This is a genomic window from Nocardia heshunensis (assembly GCF_054782115.1).
Genome location: NZ_BAAGTC010000029.1, coordinates 42,930 through 64,768, shown reverse-complemented (window position 1 = coordinate 64,768; position 21,839 = coordinate 42,930). Strand labels below are relative to the sequence as shown.

The 21,839-nt window shown below is 69.4% G+C and carries 17 protein-coding genes; 5 read left to right on the top strand and 12 right to left on the bottom strand.

The window, feature by feature from the left end:
• Position 1 precedes the first annotated feature (1 nt).
• Entirely contained in the window at positions 2-1,534 is a 1,533-nt protein-coding gene (locus tag ACYVN4_RS42750; RefSeq protein WP_460730049.1) for an NAD(P)H-hydrate dehydratase, read from the bottom strand.
• Between the two features lie 136 nt (positions 1,535-1,670).
• Here ACYVN4_RS42750 and ACYVN4_RS42745 point away from each other — a divergent pair, with 136 nt between their 5' ends.
• The gene (locus tag ACYVN4_RS42745; protein ID WP_460729602.1) at positions 1,671-2,096 is read left to right on the top strand and encodes a cupredoxin domain-containing protein; all 426 of its coding nucleotides are present in this window, start codon (positions 1,671-1,673) and stop codon (positions 2,094-2,096) included.
• On the opposite strand, the gene glmS is transcribed toward ACYVN4_RS42745, so the two are convergent.
• The gene (gene glmS / locus ACYVN4_RS42740) at positions 2,097-3,965 is read right to left on the bottom strand and encodes a glutamine--fructose-6-phosphate transaminase (isomerizing) (protein WP_460729600.1); all 1,869 of its coding nucleotides are present in this window, start codon (positions 3,963-3,965) and stop codon (positions 2,097-2,099) included.
• Positions 3,966-4,066: 101 nt separating this feature from the next.
• Between glmS and ACYVN4_RS42735 the strand changes: the two genes are divergently transcribed.
• On the top strand, positions 4,067-4,930 hold the full coding sequence (locus ACYVN4_RS42735; protein WP_460729598.1) for a dienelactone hydrolase family protein: 864 nt from the start codon (positions 4,067-4,069) through the stop codon (positions 4,928-4,930).
• 193 nt (positions 4,931-5,123) lie between these two features.
• On the opposite strand, the gene ACYVN4_RS42730 is transcribed toward ACYVN4_RS42735, so the two are convergent.
• From ACYVN4_RS42730 to ACYVN4_RS42715, 4 genes are all read right to left on the bottom strand, one after another.
• Positions 5,124-7,097: a hypothetical protein gene (locus ACYVN4_RS42730; protein WP_460729596.1), complete on the bottom strand. Its 1,974-nt coding sequence runs from the start codon at positions 7,095-7,097 to the stop codon at positions 5,124-5,126.
• Entirely contained in the window at positions 7,094-7,414 is a 321-nt protein-coding gene (locus tag ACYVN4_RS42725) for a hypothetical protein (protein ID WP_460729594.1), read from the bottom strand. The genes ACYVN4_RS42730 and ACYVN4_RS42725 overlap by 4 nt, the downstream gene beginning before the upstream one ends.
• Before the next feature lie 138 nt (positions 7,415-7,552).
• A complete protein-coding gene (locus tag ACYVN4_RS42720; protein ID WP_460729593.1) occupies positions 7,553-7,864 on the bottom strand; it encodes a DUF6802 family protein in 312 nt (103 codons plus the stop codon).
• Between the two features lie 120 nt (positions 7,865-7,984).
• The gene (locus ACYVN4_RS42715) at positions 7,985-8,212 is read right to left on the bottom strand and encodes a PspC domain-containing protein (RefSeq protein WP_460729591.1); all 228 of its coding nucleotides are present in this window, start codon (positions 8,210-8,212) and stop codon (positions 7,985-7,987) included.
• Between the two features lie 116 nt (positions 8,213-8,328).
• Between ACYVN4_RS42715 and ACYVN4_RS42710 the strand changes: the two genes are divergently transcribed.
• The gene (locus ACYVN4_RS42710; protein ID WP_460729589.1) at positions 8,329-9,972 is read left to right on the top strand and encodes an ABC-F family ATP-binding cassette domain-containing protein; all 1,644 of its coding nucleotides are present in this window, start codon (positions 8,329-8,331) and stop codon (positions 9,970-9,972) included.
• Between the two features lie 3 nt (positions 9,973-9,975).
• On the opposite strand, the gene glmM is transcribed toward ACYVN4_RS42710, so the two are convergent.
• The 3 genes from glmM to rplM form a co-directional block, all read right to left on the bottom strand.
• Positions 9,976-11,352 (bottom strand): phosphoglucosamine mutase, encoded by a 1,377-nt coding sequence (gene glmM, locus ACYVN4_RS42705; RefSeq protein ID WP_460729587.1) that lies wholly within the window; start codon positions 11,350-11,352, stop codon positions 9,976-9,978.
• Between the two features lie 165 nt (positions 11,353-11,517).
• A complete protein-coding gene (gene rpsI, locus ACYVN4_RS42700) occupies positions 11,518-12,042 on the bottom strand; it encodes a 30S ribosomal protein S9 (RefSeq protein ID WP_379353672.1) in 525 nt (174 codons plus the stop codon).
• Entirely contained in the window at positions 12,039-12,482 is a 444-nt protein-coding gene (gene rplM / locus ACYVN4_RS42695) for a 50S ribosomal protein L13 (RefSeq protein ID WP_213557937.1), read from the bottom strand. The genes rpsI and rplM overlap by 4 nt, the downstream gene beginning before the upstream one ends.
• Positions 12,483-12,784: 302 nt before the next feature.
• Between rplM and ACYVN4_RS42690 the strand changes: the two genes are divergently transcribed.
• Positions 12,785-13,429, top strand: coding sequence for a hypothetical protein (locus ACYVN4_RS42690; protein WP_460729585.1), 645 nt, complete (start codon positions 12,785-12,787; stop codon positions 13,427-13,429).
• On the opposite strand, the gene ACYVN4_RS42685 is transcribed toward ACYVN4_RS42690, so the two are convergent.
• On the bottom strand, positions 13,346-16,036 hold the full coding sequence (locus ACYVN4_RS42685) for a DNA polymerase III subunit gamma/tau domain-containing protein (RefSeq protein ID WP_460729584.1): 2,691 nt from the start codon (positions 16,034-16,036) through the stop codon (positions 13,346-13,348). The genes ACYVN4_RS42690 and ACYVN4_RS42685 overlap by 84 nt on opposite strands.
• A 79-nt stretch (positions 16,037-16,115) precedes the next feature.
• The gene (locus ACYVN4_RS42680) at positions 16,116-18,842 is read right to left on the bottom strand and encodes an ATP-binding cassette domain-containing protein (protein ID WP_460729582.1); all 2,727 of its coding nucleotides are present in this window, start codon (positions 18,840-18,842) and stop codon (positions 16,116-16,118) included.
• 100 nt (positions 18,843-18,942) lie between these two features.
• On the opposite strand from ACYVN4_RS42680, the gene ACYVN4_RS42675 reads away from it, so the two are divergent.
• Positions 18,943-20,421 (top strand): neutral zinc metallopeptidase, encoded by a 1,479-nt coding sequence (locus tag ACYVN4_RS42675; protein WP_460729580.1) that lies wholly within the window; start codon positions 18,943-18,945, stop codon positions 20,419-20,421.
• 6 nt (positions 20,422-20,427) lie between these two features.
• On the opposite strand, the gene ACYVN4_RS42670 is transcribed toward ACYVN4_RS42675, so the two are convergent.
• Entirely contained in the window at positions 20,428-21,831 is a 1,404-nt protein-coding gene (locus ACYVN4_RS42670) for an FHA domain-containing protein (protein ID WP_460729578.1), read from the bottom strand.
• Between the last annotated feature and the right edge of the window lie 8 nt (positions 21,832-21,839).

Genomic DNA, 21,839 nt, shown 5'->3' with positions numbered 1-21,839 from the left:
GTCAGGCGGAGGCGAGTTCGCGGAGGGTGCCGATGGCTTCGCGGAGGTGGGCGAGCAACGGGGAGGCGGAGATCGGGGCTCCGGCGACGGTGGTGGCGTGGGCGGCGAGGTTGGCGGCGAGGGCGTGGGCGCGGGCGGCGAAGGCGGCGGCACCGGCCGGGTGGGAGCCCGTGGCGAGGAGGGCCGCGATAATGCCGGAGAGGACGTCGCCGGAGCCTGCGGTGGCGGCCCAGGAACCACCCGCCTCATTGACGAGGACCGGGCGGCCGGGGCTGGCGATCAGGGTGGCTCGACCCTTCAAAAGGACTGTGACCTGCCAGGATTCGGCCAGCTTGCGGACCGCGGCGACACGGTCGGGGCCGGGTTCGGAACCGGTCAGGCGGGCGAACTCACCGGCGTGAGGAGTCAGCACGGTCGGGGCGGTGCGACCCGCCACCAGATCGGGTTCGGCGGCGAGCAAGGTCAGGCCGTCGGCGTCGACCACGACCGGCAGGTCGGTGGCGAGGATTTCCGCGAGGCGGTCGCGGGCGGCGGCATCGGTGCCCGCACCGGGGCCGAAAACCCAGGACTGGACGCGGCCGGTGGCGGAAACGGATTCGGCGGCAATCACTTCCGGGAAGTGGGCAAGCACCTGCGCCGCACCGGTGCCCGCGTAGCGGACCATGCCGGAGGTGGCGGCGACCGCGCCGCCGGTGCACAGCACCGCCGCGCCGGGGTAACGGTCGCTGCCCGCGCAGACGCCGGTGACGCCCTGCGTGTACTTGTCGTCCGCGGGGCCGGGGATCGGCCACTCCGCTCCGACCGTTTGTGGCTCCAGCGCAACCAGATTCGCCTGGCCCAGGCGTAATCCGATGGGCACCAGTTCGATTCGGCCGCAGTACGGGGCTGCCAGGGCATGGACCGGCTTGAAGGCGCCGAAAGTCACGGTGACGTCGGCGACGACGGCGGGCCCGGTCACAGCACCCGTGTCACAGTCGACGCCGCTGGGCAGGTCGGCGGCGATGATCGGGCAGCGCACGCCCGCCACCACGGCGGCGGCGATCGGGCGCAGCGGGCCACGGCCCGAGATGCCGACGATGCCGTCCACCACCAGATCCGGTTCGCCGAGCAGGTCGCGGACCGGCCAGGGTACTTCCTTGTTGGTGCTCACATGGAGCATCGCGCCTGGCGGCATCCGGTCGGCCCGGAGTTCGTCCGGGGAGAGCGGAGCGGACAGGATGCGGCCGCCCCGCCGGCACAGCGCGGCCAAACCCTCCAAATGAACGCGGTCCGGGGACAACAGGACCGCGCGCACCGCGACGCCGCGCTGACGCAGGAACGAGCCCGCCCACAGCGCGTCGCCGCCATTGTCGCCGGAACCGACCAGCAGGGTCACCGAGCGCCCGACCACTCCCCCCGTGCGTTCGCGGAGCTCCCGCGCCACCACGTCGGCAAGGCCGAAAGCGGCTCGCCGCATGGGCATTCCGTCGGGGACCCGGGTGAAGAGTTCGGCCTCCATGGCCCGAACTTCGTCGGCCGTGTAATACGCGCGCACCGCCGGTGCGGTCATGGTTCGCCTCCGGTACTGGTCTGGGCCTGCGCTTGTGGAGACTACGCCGGTCGGATCGCGATGCAGATCAGCGCGGGTGCCCGCGAATGGCCCGCAATCGGCGGCGGCTAGCCTGACTGGCATGTCGATCCGTCGCCAGTCGTCTTCGCGTGCCCTGTTTCTCGTCGCCGTTGTGGCGAGCGCGCTGGTGGCGGGGGGCTGCTCATCGGACAAGTCGACGAGCGCCGCCGCGTCCAGCACGGCGGCTCCGGCCTCCGGGGCGTCCGCGACCGTCACCACTCCGGCCGGGCCCGCCGCGGTCACCGTCGAGGTGAAGGACATGAAGTTCTCGCCCGCCGATGTCACCATCAAGGCCGGCGACACGGTGACCTGGAAGTTCGACGACAGTCGCCCGCACGACGTGCAGGGCATCGGCGATACCGCCCTCGGCATCAACAGCCCGATCATCCACAAGGGCGAGTGGAGCCACACCTTCACGACCGCGGGCACTTACCGCTACATCTGCTCGCTGCACCCGGACATGAAGGGCACCGTCACCGTCCAGTGATTACTCGACGGTGACCGACTTCGCGAGGTTGCGGGGCTTGTCGACGTCGTAGCCGCGGGCCTGCGCCACCTCGGCGGCGAAGATCTGCAACGGGACGGTCGAGAGCAGCGGCTGGTACAGCGTTGGGGCCGAGGGGATTTCGATCAGGTGGTCGGCGAACGGCCGCACCGTGTCGTCGCCCTCCTCGGCGATCACGATGGTGCGTGCGCCGCGCGCCTGGATCTCGCGGATATTGCTGAGCAGCTTGGAATGCAGCACCGCCCGGCCCTTGGGCGACGGCATCACCACGAACACCGGCAGGCCGTCCTCGATGAGCGCGATCGGGCCGTGCTTGAGCTCGCCGGCGGCGAAGCCCTCGGCGTGCATGTACGCCAATTCCTTGAGCTTCAACGCGCCTTCGAGCGCGACCGGGTAGCCGACGTGGCGGCCCAGGAACAGCACGGTCGGCACGTGCGCGAACTGCCGCGCGATCTCCCGCACCCGCTCGGCCGACTCCAGCACCTGCGCAACCAGTTTCGGCATCGACTCCAGTTCGGCGAACTCGCGCGCCACCTCGTCGGGGTACTTGGTGCCGCGAGCCTGCGCCAGCGCCAGGCCGACCAGGTAGTTGGCGGTGATCTGGGCCAGGAACGCCTTGGTGGAGGCGACCCCGATCTCCGGGCCGGTGCGGGTGTAGAGCACGGCGTCGGACTCGCGGGGGATCTGCGCGCCATTGGTGTTGCAGATGGCCAGGACTCGCGCCTTCTGCTCCTTCGCATGCCGCACGGCCTCCAGCGTGTCGGCGGTCTCGCCGGACTGGGAGATGGCGACCACCAGGGTGGAGCGGTCCAATACCGGGTCGCGGTAACGGAATTCGCTGGCCAACTCCACCTCGACGGGCAGCCTGGTCCAGTGCTCGATGGCGTACTTGGCCAGCAGGCCCGCGTGATACGAACTGCCGCAGGCGACCACGAAGACCTTGTCGAACTCGCGCAGCTCCTGATCGGCCAGCCGCTGCTCGTCGAGAATGATCTTGCCGTGCGCGAAATGACCGATCAGGGTGTCGGCGACGCCCTGCGGCTGCTCCTGGATCTCCTTGAGCATGAAGTAGTCGTGGCCGCCCTTCTCGGCGGCGGCCAGATCCCAGTCGATGGTGAAGGGCCGGAAGCGGACACCGTCGGTGGAGCCGTGGAAGTCGGTGACCCGGTAACTGTCGGCGGTGATGACGACGGCCTGGTCCTGGCCGAGTTCCACTGCCTCCCGGGTGTGTTCGATGAAGGCGGTGACATCGGAGGCGATGAACATCTCGCCCTGGCCGACGCCGACCACCAGCGGGGTCGAGCGGCGGGCGGCGACGATGGTGCCCGGATGGTCGGCGTGCGAGAACACCAGGGTGAACGCGCCCTCCAGGCGGCGCACCACCGCGAGCGCGGAGGCCACGAAGTCACCGGCGGTGTCGCCCTTGGCGTAGGCGCGCGACACCAGGTGCACCGCGACTTCGGTGTCGGTGTCGCTGCCCAACTCGACCCCGGCCTCTTCGAGTTCGCGGCGCAGCGGGACGAAGTTCTCGATGATGCCGTTGTGCACCACCGCGACCCGGCCGGAGTGATCGCGATGCGGATGGGCATTGCGGTCCGTCGGCGCGCCGTGCGTGGCCCAGCGGGTGTGGCCCATGCCGGTGGCTCCGGCGAAGGGCTCCTTACCGGCCTCGGCGAGTTCGGCTTCCAGGTTGGCCAGACGGCCCGCTTTACGCTCTACGGCGAGGCCCCCGGCCCCGTCCAGGATGGCCACTCCTGCCGAGTCGTAACCGCGATATTCCATGCGGCGCAACGCATCGACCACCACGCCGAGCGCATCCCGGTACCCCACATACCCCACGATTCCGCACATGGGCCCATAGCCTAACCGGATGACCGCGACACACGAATCCGAGTCGAGATCCGACTGGGCGAAACGCCCCAAGTACATGTTGATCGGATAGGTTCTAGTCCGTGTCGGCGTCTGTGAAATCGCTTCTGAGCACTCTGACCCTGCGCGGCCCGCATGAGGTGCTGCGCGGGAACCTCGGCATCGCCGGGCTGCCCGGGGTGGTGTTCACGCCTGGGAAGGGGCTCAACCTGCCCGCGGTGGCGTTCGGGCACGGGTGGCTGACCGGGGTGGGCAACTACCGTCGACTGCTGGAGCATCTGGCCTCCTGGGGATATGTGGCCGCCGCACCCGACACCGAGCGTGGGCCGATCCCCTCGCATCTGAACCTGGCCACGGATCTCCTGACCACCCTGGACATCTGCACCGGCGTGCGGCTGGGCGCGGGCAATATCAGCGTGCATCCCGATCGGCTGACCCTCGCCGGGCACGGCATGGGCGCGGGCGCGGCCGTCATCGCCGCCTCCCAGCGCGAGGTCGCCGCCGTCGCCGCCCTGTACCCCGCACCCACCGCGCCGTCCGCCGAGGCGTTGGCCCCCAAGATCGACGCCCCCGCGCTGATTCTGGCCGGCGCGAACGACATCGACGCGGTGAGCTCCGACGCCATCCCGTTGGCCTCCGCCTGGGGCGAAGGCGCCATCCTCCGCTCCCTCGACAAGGCCACCCACAACGGCATGGTCGAAGGCCGCCGCGCCCTAGCCGCCCTCGGCGCGGGAAAGCACGAACCCAAAACCGAACGCCTCACCCGAGCCCTCCTCATCGGCTACCTCAACTACACCGTCCTCGGCGACAAAAAATACAAACCCTTCGCCGACCCCGAAGCCCTCCTCCCCCACACCGAACTCGTCGACCCCGACGCCATCGAAGACGAGCCCGACCAGCCCCAAAAACTCCCCGTCCTCCAACTCATCCAGGCCCTCCGCAAGTAACCAACCGCCACGCTGGATTGACCTGTCCCACCACAGCTTCAGCAGTTGCCGACAGCCGACGACACGGCTCTTGCCAGGGACGCCCGGTGGGCACGATCGGCGACTCCGGCTCGGCGGCCCAACTCGACATGCCGATATCGCTGCCGGGGGCAGGTACCCGACCTAGCCCGACGGCAGCCTAAGACGTTGCGAGCTACGGTATTTCGGGGATCTCGATACCTCCCTCCGGGATTTCCACGGCGGCGTCCGGGCCGCCCAGCGGGTGAACCTCCGGCGCGGGCTCGGAGGCAACGTCGGGAAGTGGCGACGCGGCCTCACCCAAAGGAGCGGTCGGTACGGCGGATTCGGGTGGCGCAGCGCAGCTCGCCGGGCGTCCGTCGGGGATGACTCCGGCGTGGGCGGCATCTGCGCAGGCTGAGTCGCTAGGGCCGACGGTGGGCGGCGACACTGGATCCTCACGCGGCGCTTCCGAATCCGGGGGCGGCGGATCGAGATTCGGCGAGGGCAGGGGTGGCTCAGGTGCGGCGGGACATACCGCCGAGACTCCTGGAGTTTGTTCCAGCCCGGGCGGTCGGGGGCTGTTCAGGTCGGCGCAGGGTGGCTGTGGGGGTGCTGCCGGTTGCGCGCTGGCGAGATCCGGTGTTGGCATGGGAGATTCGGCCGGGCATGGACCGGTGGCGGGAGGCGTGGCGGGAGTGGCTGAGCTCGGGTTCGGGTCGGCACCCGCCGGGTTGGCTTCAGACTGGGCCGGAGGTTGGTCTGCCATGGCGAGGGTGGGTTTGCCGGACTCGTCGAGGGTCAGGGTCCAGGTTTGGGTGTGGCCGGACTCGTCGGTGATGGCGAGGGACATGGTGCCGTCGGGGGTGCGGTCCAGGGCGAAATGTTTTCCGGCGAGGTCGAATTCGAGGTGGCCGGTCGGGAGGGCGGAATTGTCGGAGCCCTTGGGGTCGGCCGGAGGTTGAGGATCGGCTGGATGTTCGGGGTTGGGTGCGTGTTCTGGGGTGGCGGGCTGGTCCGTGCCGGACTTCGGATCTCCGGTGGCCGCCATGTCGCCCGAGAGGCCGGTCGTTGGGTCGGCGAGGGCGGCGAGCTTTTCGAGGGCGGTTGAAACTCCCTGTTGGAGGCCGGTCTCGAGTTGGTCGAGGGTGGCCTTCAGCGTGCGAGTGAGGCCATCCGACTGAGCTGGCTCGGATACCGCCGGGGCGGTGGCCGACTCAGCTGGTGGAGTGGTCGATTCAGCTGGTGCGGTGGTGGATTCGGCCGGAGCGGTGGCCTGGGCAGCCGGGGGCTCAGCGGGAGTGACCTGGGCGGGCGAGGTCTCGAGGGGTGTGCCTGCGCGGGTGGCTGGACTCCCGCTTCGCGGAGGTTCGGCTGGGCCACCGGAATCGTCGGGAGGTGAGGAGGCATAGGGCGGGGTGATCGAAGTGGGCTGAGGCGCGGGAGGATTTGGATCGAGCGGCGCGTCGACGTGGGGCAACAGGGTGGGAGCGGGCTGGGGGTAAGGGTGGTCGGTGATCTGGGCGAAGGCGGTGATGATCGTGCGGTAGTGGGAGTCGACGGTTTGGTCGGTGGTGTCGCAGGCCGCGGCGAAGGCGGCGATTTTGTGGTCGACGTCGGGGCGGAAGGTGGTGGTCAGCCACTTGTCGGTGGCGTCGAGAGCTTCGATGTCTGCGGGCGACTTGCCGTCGATGGCGATGCGGCCCTGGCCATCCGGGGTGGGCTCGAGGAGGGCGCGGGTGTGCTCGGCCTTGGTGAGGGCCGCTCGGCGCAGGGGGTCCAGGGCGTCGCCGATGGTCGTGGCGGCGGTGCGGATGGCGTCGAGGTCGTCGCGGGACTGGCGCAGTTGGGAATTCATGACGGCGAGAGCCTCGGTGCCGGTGGCACCCGTCCAGGCCGTGGGCAGGCTCAGCGCCATCGCCTGGTGGGCGGACCAGCGGGTTTCCCCGTCGGCCACCGCCTTGTCCAGTTCGGCTCTGGCGGTGTCGAATTCGGTGAGATCCATCCCCCGCTGCTCGTCATAGCGAGCGTAGAGGTCGGCGAGTGCCACACCGTGCGGGGAGCCGAAAGCCTTGGCGTACAGGGGCAGGAAGTGTTCCCAGTACTGCAGGCCGGGCGTGCCGTAGTCGAGGATCTCGTCGATGGATTTGCCGGTGGGGTCGAAGCTCATCGGCCCCACCCGGTGAGCGCCGTGGCACGATCGCGGTCGATGCGGGCGTATTCGGCTGCGGCGCGGTCGAAGACATCGGCGGTGGCGGCTGCCGCGCCGCTCCACGCGCGCAGGCAAGCGGCCGCCCGCTCGAAGCCCTGGTGCACCGCACCGCCCTGCGCTGAATAGTTGCGCCCGGCACGGTCGTTGCCGAGGCCGAAGGCATGCTCGCCGACCGCGCGCGAGCGCTGCCCCAGCGCGTCCGCACCGTCGCGCAAGGTAGTGGCCGCAGTGCGCAGGGTCGCGATGCGCACGCCGAAATCGCCGGATTCACTCATGAGCCCCCCTCGAACCTCCTTGGCGCACAACAACTCTCTGCGCGACACACAACGGCGCACACTGGATCTCCGCGTCGCACGACCGATCGCTGTGCTGCGAAACAGATCCCTTGTGCCGTGAAACCCCCGCAGCCCCGGCTATTTGCCGCCGAGGTGCCCTTCGTCGGTCCGCACCCAAGCGGTGGTGCCGTCGGGATTATGGTGGAACTCCCAGGCCGAATAGTCCCCGCCGGTGTCGACCACCGTCACGTGATCGGCGTAGCCGTCGTGATCTAGATCGGTCCACACTTGCATGGCGTGGTCGGTGCCGGTGGTCACGGTGTCGAGTAGACCGTCACCGTCGAGATCCTGCGTGGGATGCGATAACTCCACCGCACCAAGCGCATCGAGTTCCGAATGCGCGTCGAAATTCGGCAGATCCAGCCCGGGCAGATCACCCGATGTGACCATGGTTGCGCTCCTTCGCAGTGACGTGGCTCTCATCCTGTCACCGCGCGATAGCCGCCGCACCACCTTCGATACCGAATGTGGATAACACGCGGGCTGTGTACAACTCGAGCGCCGGATCACTCAGCGCTTGGGAATGACGATCCACAGCGCGATGTAGAGTAGGAACTGCGGCCCGGGCAGCAGGCACGACGCCACGAACAGGATGCGCACGAGATTGGCGTTCCAGCCGAGGTATTCGGCGAGACCACCGCACACGCCGCCGATCCACTTGTCGGTGCTGGAGCGGGTCAGGCGCTTGGGGCTCTGGGTCGGGTATTCGGGGGCCGGGGTCGGGAACTGTGTTGTCATGACTCCACTGTGCCGAGATCGATCACCGCCCACATCGGTCCCGCGCCCCATTCCGACCCTGAACTTTCCGAGGGCCGACGTCAGGGTGACACCCTGAGCACGGCAGAATCGCCCTGGTGAGCACCACTCTGCATGCGCGCGGCCTGGCCGCCGGACACGGCGAGCGGACCCTGTTCTCCGACCTGGACCTGGTCCTCGCCCCCGGCGACGTGATCGGACTGGTCGGCGTGAACGGGGCCGGTAAATCCACCCTGCTGCGCCTGCTCGCCGACGGCGACGCCCCCGAGGGCGAGATCGTGCTGAGCCCGCCCGACGCCACCGTCGGCTACCTGGCCCAGGAACCCGAACGCCTCGAAGGCGAGACCGTCCTCGAATTCCTGCGCCGCCGAACCGGTGTCGCCGAGGCCCAGCAGACCATGGACGCGGCCGCCGAACGCCTCGCCGACGGTGGCGAGGACGAGTTCTCCCCCGCTCTGGAACGGTGGCTCGCCCTCGGCGGCGCGGATCTGGAGCAGCGCGCCGAGGAGACCGCCGCCGATCTCGGCCTCGCCGAGAGCCTCCCGAACGGTCTCGACACTCCCATGACCGTGCTGTCGGGTGGCCAGGCCGCCCGCGCCGGGCTGGCCTCGGTCCTGTTGTCCCGCTTCGACATTCTGCTGCTCGACGAGCCCACCAATGATCTGGACCTGGACGGCCTGGCCCGGCTCGAGCAGTTCGTGACCGGCGTCCGCGAGCCCCTCATGGTGATCAGCCACGACCGAGAGTTCCTGGCGCGCACGGTGAATCGCATCGTGGAACTGGATCTGGCGCAGCAGCAAGTCGGCATCTACGACGGCGGCTACGAGTCTTATCTGGAGGAGCGCGCGATCGCGCGCCGCCACGCCCGCGAGGCCTACGACGAGTACGCCGACACCAAATCGGGGCTGGAAGCGCGCGCCAATATGCAGCGCAACTGGCTCGAACACGGCGTCCGCAACGCCCGCCGCAAGTCGAAGGCGGACTCCGACAAGCTCGGCCGCAAGGCCCGCGCGGAATCCACCGAGAAGCAAGCCTCCAAGATCAAGCAGACCGTCAAGCGCATCGAACGCCTGGACGCGGTGGAGGAACCCCGCAAGGAGTGGGAGCTGCGCATGTCCATCGCCGCCGCCCCGCGCAGCGGCTCGGTGGTGGCGACCCTGTCGGGCGCGACCCTCACCCGCGGCGAGTTCGCCCTCGGACCGGTGACGGTGCAGGTGGATTGGGGCGACCGCATCGTGCTGACCGGCGCGAACGGCTCCGGCAAGTCCACCCTGCTGTCGTTGCTGCTGGGAAAGACGAAGCCGGACAGCGGATCCGCCGCCCTGGGTTCGGGCGTGGCCATCGGCGAGGTCGATCAGGCGCGCGGCCTGTTCCGCGGCACCGCCAACCTGGCCGACACCTTCAGCGCCGAGGTCCCCGACTGGAACGAGCCCGACGTCCGCACCCTGCTCGCGAAGTTCGGTCTGCGCGGCCCGCATGTGATGCGCCCCAACGACACCCTGTCACCGGGCGAGCGCACCCGTGCCGCCCTGGCCCTGCTGCAGGCCCGCGGCGTGAACCTGCTGGTCCTCGACGAGCCCACCAACCATCTCGACCTGCCCGCCATCGAACAGCTCGAGGAGGCCGTCGAATCCTTCGAGGGCACGGTCCTGCTCGTCACCCACGACCGCCGCATGCTCGACAATGTCCGAGCCACCCGGCGCTGGCACATGGAAGCCGGGCAGCTCACCGAACGGCAGTAAGGGCTAGACGGCGGCGACCAGCTTGGCGAGATTGTCGGCCAGGTTGTGCGCCTGCGCCTGGTCGGTGGCCTCCACCATGACGCGAACCAGCTGTTCGGTTCCACTGGGGCGCAGCAGGATTCGGCCGGTGTCACCGAGCAGGGCTTCGGCCTCGGCGACGGCGGCGAGGACCGCGGGGGCGGACGCAACCGCGGCCTTGTCGGAGACCGGGACGTTCAGCAGCACCTGGGGCACCGTCTGCACGATGCCCGCCAATTCGGCCAGGGTGCTGCCGGTTTCGGCCATCCGGGCCATCAGCTTGAGGCCGGTGAGGACACCGTCGCCGGTGGTGCCGAACTTGGGGAAGACCACGTGGCCGGACTGTTCGCCGCCCAGGGTGTAGCCGCCCGCGCGCAGGTCCTCGAGGACGTAGCGGTCGCCGACGGCGGTGGTGCGCACCGTGATTCCCGCCGCGCGCATGGCGATGTGCAGGCCGAGGTTGCTCATGACGGTGGCGACCAGGGTGTTGGCGGCCAGCTCACCGGAGTCGCGCATGGCCACGGCCAGCACGGCCATGATGGCGTCGCCGTCGACGATCGCTCCGGTGGCGTCCACGGCCAGGCAGCGGTCGGCATCACCGTCGAGGGCGAGGCCGAGATCCGCGCCGTGCTCCCGGACCGCCTGCTGGACCTGCGCCAGATGCGTGGAGCCGCAACCATCGTTGATGTTGAGGCCGTCGGGTTCGGCATTGATGGCGATGACCGTCGCGCCCGCCTCACGGAAGGCGGCCGGACCGACCTCGGAGGCCGCGCCGTGCGCGCAGTCCACCACCACGGTGATCCCGCGCAGATCGCGACCGGTGGCCTGGACCAGGTGCTCGACGTAGCGCTCGTGGGTGCCCTCGAGGCTGTAGCGGTCGTGCACGTCGTACACGTGCCCGCCGAGCCCGGGACGTCCCAGCACGCGCCCGATGGCGGCACCGGTGGGCCGGTTGAAGGTGCCCTCGGCGATGAGCGCCTCGATGCGGTCCTCGATGGCGTCGTCGAGCTTGTGCCCGCCCGCGGCGAAGATCTTGATGCCGTTGTCCGGCATGGGATTGTGCGAGGCGGAGATGACGACGCCCAGGCAGGCGTCGTACACGCCGGTCAGGTAGGCGACGGCGGGCGTCGGCAGCACGCCGACCGACAGCACGTCCACCCCGGCGGCGGTGAGGCCCGCGGTGACCACGGCCTCCAGCATCTCGCCGCTGGCGCGCGGATCGCGGCCGACGACGGCCAGCGCCCGCTTCTTCCCCCGGCTGAGTACCTGCGCGGCGGCGGATGAAACCTGCAGCGCCAGTTCCGGACTCAACGAGCCATTGGCCAGGCCACGCACACCATCGGTGCCGAACAAACGTCCCATTACCTCAACACCCCTGCCGATTTCCGGTCGATACAGCACGAGAGCAGGCGCCCAGCCAGTTCGAAAACCGTTGCGGGGAGCCTGCTCTCGTACAGGTTGCCGTACAAACGGTACCGTGCCCGGCCCTCGAAAGGGCCGGGCACGGTACTGCCGTACAGGGCAATATCAGCGCTTCGAGTACTGAGGCGCCTTACGGGCCTTCTTGAGGCCGTACTTCTTACGCTCGGTGGCACGCGGGTCACGAGTCAGGAAGCCGGCACGCTTGAGGGCGGGACGGTCGTCCGGGGTGACCTCGATGAGGGCACGCGCGATGGCGAGACGCAGGGCGCCGGCCTGACCGGACGGGCCACCACCGACGAGGCGGGCGAAGATGTCGAAGGACTCGACACGCTCGACCGTGACCAGCGGGGACTTGACCAGCTGCTGGTGCACCTTGTTCGGGAAGTAATCCTCGATGGTGCGGCCGTTGAGCACGAAGTTGCCGGAACCCGGCACCAGGCGCACGCGGACCACGGCCTCCTTGCGGCGGCCGACGGTCTGCACCGGACGGTCGATCAGGACCGGCGCGGCGAAGGACTCGGTCTCGGTGTACTCGGCCTCGGCCTCGTAACCGTCACCCTCCTCGACGACCTCGACGGCGGTGTCCTCGACGACGTAGCCGTCCTCGTTGAATTCCTCAGGAGCGGTCACTGGGCCACCTGCTTGATCTCGAAGGGGATGGGCTGCTGGGCCGCGTGCGGGTGGTTCGGGCCCGCGTAGACCTTCAGCTTGCCGATGATCTGGTTGCCCAGCTTGTTCTTCGGGATCATGCCCTTGACGGCACGCTCGACCAGACGGTCGGGGCGGGTGTCCAGGATCTGGCCCACGGTACGGCCCTTCAGACCACCCGGGTGGCCGGAGTGGGTGTAGAGGACCTTGTCCTGCCGCTTGTTGCCGGAGATGGCAACCTTCTCGGCGTTGATGATGATGACGAAATCGCCGCCATCAACGTTCGGGGCGTAGGTCGGCTTGTTCTTGCCACGCAGGATGTTCGCAGCCTGCACGGAAAGACGGCCGAGCACTACGTCAGTGGCGTCGATGACGTACCACTTGCGGGTCACGTCACCGCCCTTGGGGCTGTACGTAGGCACAGTGCATCCCTGTCTGTCGTAGGTTTTGCCAACCACAGCGTGCGGTCGAGCTGATTCCCGGCGGCTGGTGGAGACCCGGGGCTCGTGCGACAACCGGGTTACCCCGGCCGTACCGCACACCAACGGAAGACCTTACCAGCGCGGGTACGCACACCCGAATCCGGTCCGAATCGCGACGACATGCCGACCGAAAGTGATCCACATCACTCAATAAGCGGAATACCTACCTCCGCTACTGGCATTGAACTGGAGACCGGGACCGCCACGGCGGTTGAGCAGTCGCAGTGCCATTGGAGGTCGCGATGACGATCGACATTCATCGGAGCCGCCCGCGCCTCGAGGTGGGCCGTACCGACATCGTGATCCCGCACCCGCATGCCCGCGCGCTGCGGCGAACGCTGCTCACCGTGGTGACCGGAAGCCTGGTGTTTCTCGTGCCGTGGATCGCGTATCTCTCCGTCAGCCTGCCCTCGCGGCGCGAGGTGAACCAGTGGGACATCGCGTGGGTGGGATTCGACTTTGCGCTCGTCGGCGCCATCGGCATGACGGCCTGGTACGCCTGGCGGCGACGGCAGATCTTCATCCCCTGGGCGATGATCACCGGCACGCTGCTGGTCTGCGACGCCTGGTTCGACATCGTGCTGGATTGGAACACCCCGGAACTGTGGTTCTCGGTGCTGTCGGCGGGCGTCGGCGAACTGCCGTTGGCGGCGGCGCTGTTCTTCGCGGCCCGGCGGCTGCGGCAGGCCACCGTCGACCGCGCCTGGGCGCTGACCGGTCACACCGGGCCCGCACCTCGAATCTCACAGATCGAGCTGCTGGCCGCGGCGGGATGGGTGCGGGGGTCGGATATCGCTCCCGGCTCAGATGTGCAGTGGCGGGCCCGGATCGACGCCGCGCACGGGACCGGGAACGGTGTAGCGCAGCGTGTCGATGCCGAAGCGTAGGCAGTCCAGGCGCTGCGGATCACCGATCGTGGCGATGCCTGCCGCGGGCAGACCCGACACCGACGGGGTCACCGCACAGGACTGACCCACCGGATGAGCATCGGTGACGACCTGAATCACGGTGTCGGACACCGGAGCCGCCGTGGTGCGCGCCGCGCCGTCGGCATGGATGCCCATCACCGACAGTGCCGCCGCGCCGATGATGATCGGCGCGCCGAACGGCTTGCGCATCTTGCTCCAGAGCTTGCCCTTGCGCTGCTTGCGCTCGGAGTCGGATTCCGAATCCGACTGGCCTGCGGCATCTTCCGGCGATTGCGGATTCGACTGACGCGCCCCCGTGGACATCGACCCACCGTACATCGCGCCGGGCTGACCAGGAGCGTTTCCGCCGGATCCAGCAAAACCCCCGCGACCCGAACCGGACGAATCTCCTTCGGAGCCATAGCCACCGGCCGGACCCGAAGCACCGTATCCGCCCTGACCGTAGCCGCCTTGCTGGCCGTAACCACCGGGTGAGCCGTAGCCCCCGGCCTGGCCGTATTGCCCACCGGCTCCCGGCTGACCGACACCCGGACCGTACGGCCCGGAACCACCCTGCGCGCCCGCCTCGGATCCGGGAGCGTTTGCCGGACCATAGCCCTGCCCGGACTGGCCGCCCTGATAACCGGGCGCACCCGGCGCGGATTGACCTGCCGCACCGTAGGAACCGCCGGGTCCGTACGCGCCGCCCTGCCCGTAGCCGCCCTGCTGCCCACCGGCCTGGCCATAGCCACCGGCCTGCCCGTACCCGGCCTGCTGACCACCCTGCGCGTAACCGCCTTGCTGCCCGTAGGCGCCGCCCGGTCCACCCTGCGGACCCTGACCACCGGGCTGACCGCCCTGCTGGCCTTGACCGCCGGGACCGTACGCGCCCGCACCGGCCTCCGAACCCTGTTGCCCGGCTGCGGAACCCGCGCCGTAACCGGCATTGCCCGGCTGTCCCGGTGCGGAGGCACCGAGCACCTCACGCCCGACGACAGCCGTCATCTGATCATCGGCGGGCGACCCGGGCGGCCGCATGAACCGGCCACCCACGCCTTCCAGCCCGGGCGGCAACGTGCCACGCCCGGCGGCCTGCGCGCCGCCCTCGTCGGCACCGGCCTCACGCGAAATCCCTTGCCCCGCATCGCCACCGATCGCTTGACCGGCGTCCGGAGCCTCGTGGCGGCCGTGCGCGAAGATGCCCGCCGCCGAGGTCCCCGAGATGCCCGCCTGCGCGGCGAGCCGCGCGACCTCCTCGGCGGTCATGCGCTGGGTCAGCCCGCCGGGTCCGGTGGGCGCGCCGGTGTCCGTGCCACTCGCAGTGGCAGCGTCCGATGTGGAGGTGCCGCCGACCGAGCCGACCACGGGTTGCGGTCCCGTCCCGGTCGCGCGCGCGGACTGCGCCTTGAAGGCCGCGGCCTCCTCGGCGGTGATGCGATGTGTCTGCTCCACCGCATTCGCGGAGTGCGCCGCCGCCGCGGCGACCGATTGCGCCGCGGCCGGGTCGATGACCGGCTGTGCGCCCGTGACCGGCCCGGTGGATCCCGGTCGGTGCGTGGCGGATTCGGCCTGCGGCGGTGAATCCATGTGCCGGGGAACGAGTTCCGGCTGCTGCGCCAGGGGCTCCGGCTGCCGCTGCAGCGGCTGGGCCGGGGCGGCCGGAACATGGCGCGGCCCCTGCTCGACCGGGCGCGGATCCGCCGTTTGCGCGGCACCGCTCGCGGCCTGGGCCGGGCGGTCGTAGGCCGGGTCGCCTTCGCTGTCGGCGACCAGCAGGTGGGTCGCGCCGAGCACGAGGGCGTGCATCGGGTGATCGGCGACCTGGAAGCGGTGGCCGAGATGGTTCTGGAAGGCCAGCCGCAGTGCGTCGTTGAAGCAGACATTGCCGGTGAGCAGCACCGTGGAGGTGTCGGCATTGATGGCGCGGGCCGCGGCCATCACCTCGATCACCACGTTGTCGGCGGCGCGCGCCTCGTGCAGCGCCTCGGCGGTGATGCCCACGCTGACCGATTCGGTGGGCTGGTCGTCATCGCCGTGTACCGCGACCACCAGGCATTCGCGACCGTCGGAGTAGACCCCGACCGCGCCGACGGCCGCGACACGACCCGGCCCGCGCACCAGGCCGAGGGCCCGCACGTAGCCGGAGAGCGCCACCGATTCGGGCAGCGGCTCGGCGCTGACGCCGAGTTGCTCGACCAGGCGCACGAATTCGTCGACCTTCGGGTCGGGCCATTCGTCGGGGAAGGGCAGCGCCACCACGTCCGCCGGGCCGCCGAAGCGTTCGACGATGGAGGCCAGCGGATTGTGCATGCGCGCCCGGAACACCAGTTCGGCGGGCCAGGTCGCCCCGGCCACCACGATCTGCGGGTGTCCGATGATGTCGCGCACATCGGAGATGGCGATGCCGACGTCGGGACGCCGGTCCACCCCGGCGGTGTGCAACCGGCCGGACGAATCCGCCAGCAGGTAGGCGGGTGGTGTGTATGAGCCTTCGACCTGGACCGGGCGTATGGGTGAGCCGCCGCCTCCGGCGGCCACCGACACCACGTCCCAGCCGAGATGCACTGCCCCAACTCGAGCCGTCACGCCCATCAGTCTGCCTGCTCGCTCCGCCGCGTGCGCGACCGATTCCACACTTCGCACCCCCGCCTGCACGAATCCCCGATCACGCAGCCGACTTCTTCAGGCGCAGACGCGACCAGGTGAACAGCGCCAGCAGCACGGTGATCAGGACCAGCACACCCATATCCAACGACCAGGCGGCCACGGTGTGCTTCCAGAAATGGTCCTTCTGCGCCGCGTCGGAGGCCGACAGGTCGGGCAGATTGACCGTGGACGCACCGGCGGAATAACCCCAGCGCGACGGGAACAGCCACGAGATCTGGTCCAGCACAGCGCGACCCGTCACCGGGATCAGCCCGCCCGCCATCACCAGCTGCGCCATGATGATCACCACCAGCAGCGGCATCACCTGCTCGTTGGACCGGGCCAGCGCCGACAGCGCCAGGCCCAGCACTACACAGCAGACCGCGGTCAGCGCCACGTCGAGGTAGAGCTCCGCGGGCCCGTTCGGGATCACCGAACCCTTGCTCGGCGGCTTCTTCACCACCAGCACGATGCCGATCATGACCGCCGACTGCAGCATCGCCGCGAGACTGAACACGACGACCTTGGACATCAGGTATGAGCCGGAACGCAATCCGACCGCGCGTTCCCGGAAGTAGATGGGTCGCTCGCCGACCAGGTCACGCACGGTGAGCGCGACGCCCAGGAAGCACGCGCCCAGAATGAGCACCACCAGCAGCTGTTGCGCCTCACCGTTGTTGGCGCGCACGAAACTGCCGTCCGGCGCCTGCACGAATCCGACCGATTCGAACCCGTTCTTGCCCGGTACCACCAGCGACAGTCCGGCCAGGACGAACGGCAGGACGACGAGGAACGCGAGATAACCACGGTCGGCGAAGATGAGCCGCAGCTGCCGGCGGAACAGTGTCGAGAACTGTTTGACCGGACTGGATTTCGGCGCCTTGGCCCGCTCGACCGGTTTGACCGGCGCGGGTGGTTCCGCAAAGGCTTGCCGCGAACGGAAATTCGCGAAGGCCCGGTCCGGATCGTCGGCGACCCGGCCGAAGATCTCGGCCCAGTCGCTGGTTCCCATCACGTGCCCGACGCTGCCCGGATGCCCGCAGAAGGCGGTCTTGCCGCCGGGTGCGAGCAGCAGCACCTGATCGCACATGTCCAGGCAGGCGACCGAGTGGGTGACCACGATGACGGTGCGCCCGGCGTCGGCCAGTTCCCGCAGCATGGTCATGACCTGCCGGTCCAGCGCCGGGTCCAGGCCGGAGGTGGGCTCGTCCAGGATGAGCAGCGACGGACCGGTGAGCAGTTCCATGGCCACCGAGGCGCGCTTGCGCTGACCGCCGGAGAGCCGGTCCACCCGGGTGTCGGCGTGCTGGGTGAGCGAAAGCTCCTTCAGCACATCCTCGATCACCTGCTTGCGGTCGGCCTTGCTGGTGTCCGGGGGCAGTCGCAGCTGGGCGGCGAAGTTGAGCGCCTGCTTGACGGTGAGCTGCCGGTGCAGCACGTCGTCCTGCGGCACCATGCCGATGCGGGAGCGCAGCGCCTCGTATTCGGCGTGCAGGTTGCGGCCCTCGAAGGTGACCACGCCCGCGGACGGATGCGTGGTTCCCGCAATGAGTTTCGACAGCGTCGACTTGCCCGCGCCGGACGGCCCGATGAGCGCGGTCAGCGACCCGCGCCCGGCCTGCATGTTCACATCGACCAGCAGCTGCTTGTTGCCCTCGACGGTGAACGAGACGCCGTGCACGTGCAGGCCCTGTTCGGCGACCGGCCGCTGCCGGTGCACCAGGGTGCCTTCCTGCACGACGAAGTCGACGTTACCGATGGTGACGATGTCGCGTTCGCGCAGCAGCGCCCGCTGTTCGCGGCGGCCGTTGACGAAGGTGCCGTTGGCCGAGTTCAGGTCCTCGATGGCCAGGCCCTGGCGATCCGGAACCAGGCGCGCGTGATTGCGCGAGGCCATCGGGTCGTTGACCACGATCTGGTTGTCGCTGGTGCGGCCGATGTTCAGGCCGCCGCGCGGGATCCGGTCGGCACGCGCCATCGCCGCGGTGGAGGCGCGGGCCCGGATCGGCGGCAGCGCGGAGGTGTCGGCCTTGGTGGTCATGTTGATGGCGTCGCTCGACGCCGACGGCGTATTCACCGGCGGGCGAACCACATTCGCGGGCGGCGGGGTGGGCCGCTGTTGCGCCTGGTTCGGCTGCTGATGCTGCGGTCCGGGGGTGGGCCGGTTCGGATTAGGCCGCTGCACCGGGTTCGGATTCGGCTGGGCGACGTTGGGCTGGACCGGATTCGGATGCTGCCACGCCTGTTGCGGATTCGGCCGCTGCTGCTGGACGGGCGGTCGCTGCGGGTAGGGCGACGGCGTCGGCTGCTGCCCCTGCTGCCCGATCTGCGGTCCTTGCTGCCCGACCTGAGGCTGCGGTCGCGACGGTGGCCGGTTCGGCGGCGGCGGCACATTCTGGCGCTGCGGCTGCGGTGCCGGAGCGGCGGCGCGGGCGGCCTGCGGCAGCAGGTGCAGCAGCGGTCCGCTGATGGCGTCGCCGAGGCGGACCTGGGTGGGCCGGTTGATGACCAGCGGCGTCGTCAGGCGGCGGGCATCCACGAAAACACCGTTGGTGCTGCCGTTGTCGGTGAGCATCCACGACCCGGCCTCGTAGGTGAGGGTCGCGTGTACGCGGGAAACCAGCGGGCTGTCGACGAACAGCGTCACCTCCGGCGCCCGGCCCATGGTGATCTGCTGCGTCGCGTCGAAGACCCGATCGGTTCCATCATGACGCACGGTGATCTGCTGCGCCCCCGGTGAAGACATGGCTGGATAATAAGCGAAGGCCCCGAAGTCCGGCGTTGCGCTCATCGGCAACCGACCCGATAACGGGACAGTGATGCGACGGCTTTGCGAGGGAGTGCCAGTGGGGAGACGCCAGGGGGAGGCCGCGCGTACGCGCCGGTTCGCAGGGATTCGGCGTCTGCTCGTGGTGGCCGGGGTGCTGGTGGTCGCGGTCGCACTCTTGTCCGGATGTACACGAAGTATTCATGGACGGGCGGTTTCCATCTATGACGACCCGTTCAAGGTGGCCGGTCTGCCCACCACGAGCGGACCCAGCGGACCCCGCACCGGCGTCGCGGATTCGCCGCTGACCGCACAGGATTCCGATAACGGTCAGATAGACCATCTGGTGCTCAACGCGCTCGACGATATCCAGACCTATTGGCAGGCGGAGTTCCCGCTGGACTTCGGCGGTACGTTCGCGCCGGTCACCAAGTTCATCTCCTGGAGCGCCAAGACGCCGCGCTCGCAGGCCGGGCAGTTCTGCGGCGAGTCGAGTTATCGGCTCGTCAATGCCGCCTATTGCCGACTGGACGGTTCGGTCGGCTGGGATCGCGGGGTGCTGCTGCCCGCGGTGGCCGACGAGTTCGGGAAGATGTCGGTGGTGATGGTGCTGGCCCACGAGTACGGGCACGCCATCCAGGAGATGGCCAAGATCGTCGGCCGCCGCACCCCGACCATCGTGAAGGAGCAGCAGGCCGACTGTTTCGCGGGCGCGTTCATCCGGAATGTGGCCGAGGGCAAGGCGAAACACTTCACCATCAACACCTCCGACGGCCTCAATCAGGTGCTGGCCGCCACGGTCGCCTTCCGGGACGAGAACCCCGACGATCCGCAGAGCGTGCACGGTTCGGCCTTCCAGCGGGTGACGGCGGTGCAGATCGGCTTCACCGACGGACCCAAGGGCTGCCAGGGGATCGACCAGAACGAGATCGACCGGCGCAGCGTCAACCTGCCGCAGGGCAATGGCGATGGCGCCGGGGCGAATTCGGATGTGAACCAGTCGAATCTGAAGGATCTCGCCTCCGCGATGGCGACCATCCTGCCCATCCCGAACGAGCCCCAGTACAGCTACGACACCGCGAAGCTGAACTGCCGCAACGCCGCTGACACCGCACCCGTCACCTATTGCCCCGCAACCAATCTCATCGGCACCGATGTCTCCGCCCTGCATGATCGCGGTGTCTCGAATTCCGACGACGAGGGGCTGCCCACCAATGTGACCGGTAGCTACAGCGCCTATATCGTCTTCATCTCCCGCTACACGCTGGCCGTGCAGCACGCGGTCGGGCAGGCCCTCACCGGCGCCAAGACGGGGCTGCGGGCGGCGTGCCTGTCGGGGGTGATCACCGCGAAACTGGCCGACCCCAACCACAAGTCGTCGAGCGGCATCACCCTCACCTCGGGTGATATCGACGAGGCGGTCTCCGGTCTGCTCTCCGACGGGCTGGCCGCCAGCGACACCAACGGCAATACGGTGCCCAGCGGTTTCTCCCGCGTGGATGCCTTCCGCGCGGGCGTGCTGGGCGACCAGACCACCTGCGCGTCCCGGTATTCGTAGGGCAGCTCAGCCGAAGGGTGGGGGTGCGACGGGTTCCAGGCGCAGCACCCGGTTGCCGAGCATGATCTCGGTGCCCGGGATGAGCGTGCAGGGCTGATTCGGTTGCAGCCGAACCCAATCGCGGTAGCCGGGCGGCCTGATCCGGGTGCCGTTGGTGGAGCCCAGGTCGATGAGGGTGATATCCCAGTTGACCAGCCGGATTTCGGCGTGGACGCGGGACATGCCGCCGGAGTTGTCGTCGATGCGCAAGGGCGCCAGGCCCGCTCGCGTCGCGTCGGAATGCTCGGGATCGCGGCCGACCACGGCGTCGGCGGTCACCATGTAGGTCATGCCGTCATCGAGCACCAGCATGCCCAGCGGCGGCCGGATCACCTCGGCCACCTGCTGGGTTTGATCCACCGGCATGCCGCACACCGTGCAGAAGGCGGACCGCGGATCGGTGGGATGCGCACGCGCGCACTTGAATCCGAGCACCTTCACGGTGAGGGCGTTGACCTTGGCGGTCTGCTCCAGTCGCCGCTGCAGGTCCGGGTCCGGTTTAGGAGCGGGATTGGTGCCGACGGTCTCGTTCGGGTTGCCCGCCTCGGTGGGCGCGTGATGCAGGTCGAGCCCGTCGGTGACCGGGTCGGCCGGGGTCTCCAGTCGCGGCTCGGGTTCCAGGCCCAGCGGCAGCCGGTTGGAGGTACGGGTTGGAATCAGGTTGGGGTCCAGGGGAATCGACTCGGGCAGCGGATCGTGCTCCGCGTCCGGTTCCCAGGTGGCCTCCGGGTCGCGATCGGCGTGCCGGTCCCGATCGGAGTCGAAGGCCGCCGTGGGCGGCGGTTCCATGTCACGCTGCCGGGCCGGGGCCGAACGCGGCTGCGGACGCGACACCACCGGTTCGCCCTCGAACCACACCACCGCACCCGAGGCGGGCGCGAGTCCCTCGATGAGCGAACCGATTCCGCGGTCGGGCAGTTCGGGCGGGTGTCGCCGGTTCTCGTCGATGAACAGCGCCACCGCCCGGGACGGCGGCGCGGCCACCCGATCCACGGTGAAGGCGGCGTCGCTGCCGCGGTAGTACTCGACCGCGTTCCCGGCCAGCACCGCGGTGACCGAACCGTGCAGGAAGATCGCGACGCCACCGGTATCGGCGGCGCTGAGGATGCCGAACTCGATGGGCTCGCCGGGCGAGATGCGCTCGGCCTCCTTCATGAGCCAGCGGGTGGCCTGCCGGGCGACCAACCGCCCCGGCCCGTCGGGTGAGAGTTCGGTGGCGTCGGCGACCAGGTCCCCCAGGGCGCGCGCCGCGTGCACGGCCCGCGATTCGGGCGTGAGTTTCCCGCGCTCCCGATGCGCGACCAGGATGACCGCGCCCGCCGCGCGGGTCAGCACATGGTCGCCCGCGACCACCTCGACCTGCCGATCCATCACAGGAA

Coding starts and splice junctions, on each gene's coding strand:
- ACYVN4_RS42745 (WP_460729602.1), top strand. CDS start 1,671: ATGTCGATCCGTCGCCAGTCGTCTTCGCGTGCCCTGTTTCTCGTCGCC.
- glmS (WP_460729600.1), bottom strand. CDS start 3,965: ATGTGCGGAATCGTGGGGTATGTGGGGTACCGGGATGCGCTCGGCGTG.
- ACYVN4_RS42730 (WP_460729596.1), bottom strand. CDS start 7,097: ATGAGCTTCGACCCCACCGGCAAATCCATCGACGAGATCCTCGACTAC.
- ACYVN4_RS42725 (WP_460729594.1), bottom strand. CDS start 7,414: ATGAGTGAATCCGGCGATTTCGGCGTGCGCATCGCGACCCTGCGCACT.
- ACYVN4_RS42720 (WP_460729593.1), bottom strand. CDS start 7,864: ATGGTCACATCGGGTGATCTGCCCGGGCTGGATCTGCCGAATTTCGAC.
- ACYVN4_RS42715 (WP_460729591.1), bottom strand. CDS start 8,212: ATGACAACACAGTTCCCGACCCCGGCCCCCGAATACCCGACCCAGAGC.
- glmM (WP_460729587.1), bottom strand. CDS start 11,352: ATGGGACGTTTGTTCGGCACCGATGGTGTGCGTGGCCTGGCCAATGGC.
- ACYVN4_RS42690 (WP_460729585.1), top strand. CDS start 12,785: ATGACGATCGACATTCATCGGAGCCGCCCGCGCCTCGAGGTGGGCCGT.
- ACYVN4_RS42680 (WP_460729582.1), bottom strand. CDS start 18,842: ATGTCTTCACCGGGGGCGCAGCAGATCACCGTGCGTCATGATGGAACC.
- ACYVN4_RS42670 (WP_460729578.1), bottom strand. CDS start 21,831: ATGGATCGGCAGGTCGAGGTGGTCGCGGGCGACCATGTGCTGACCCGC.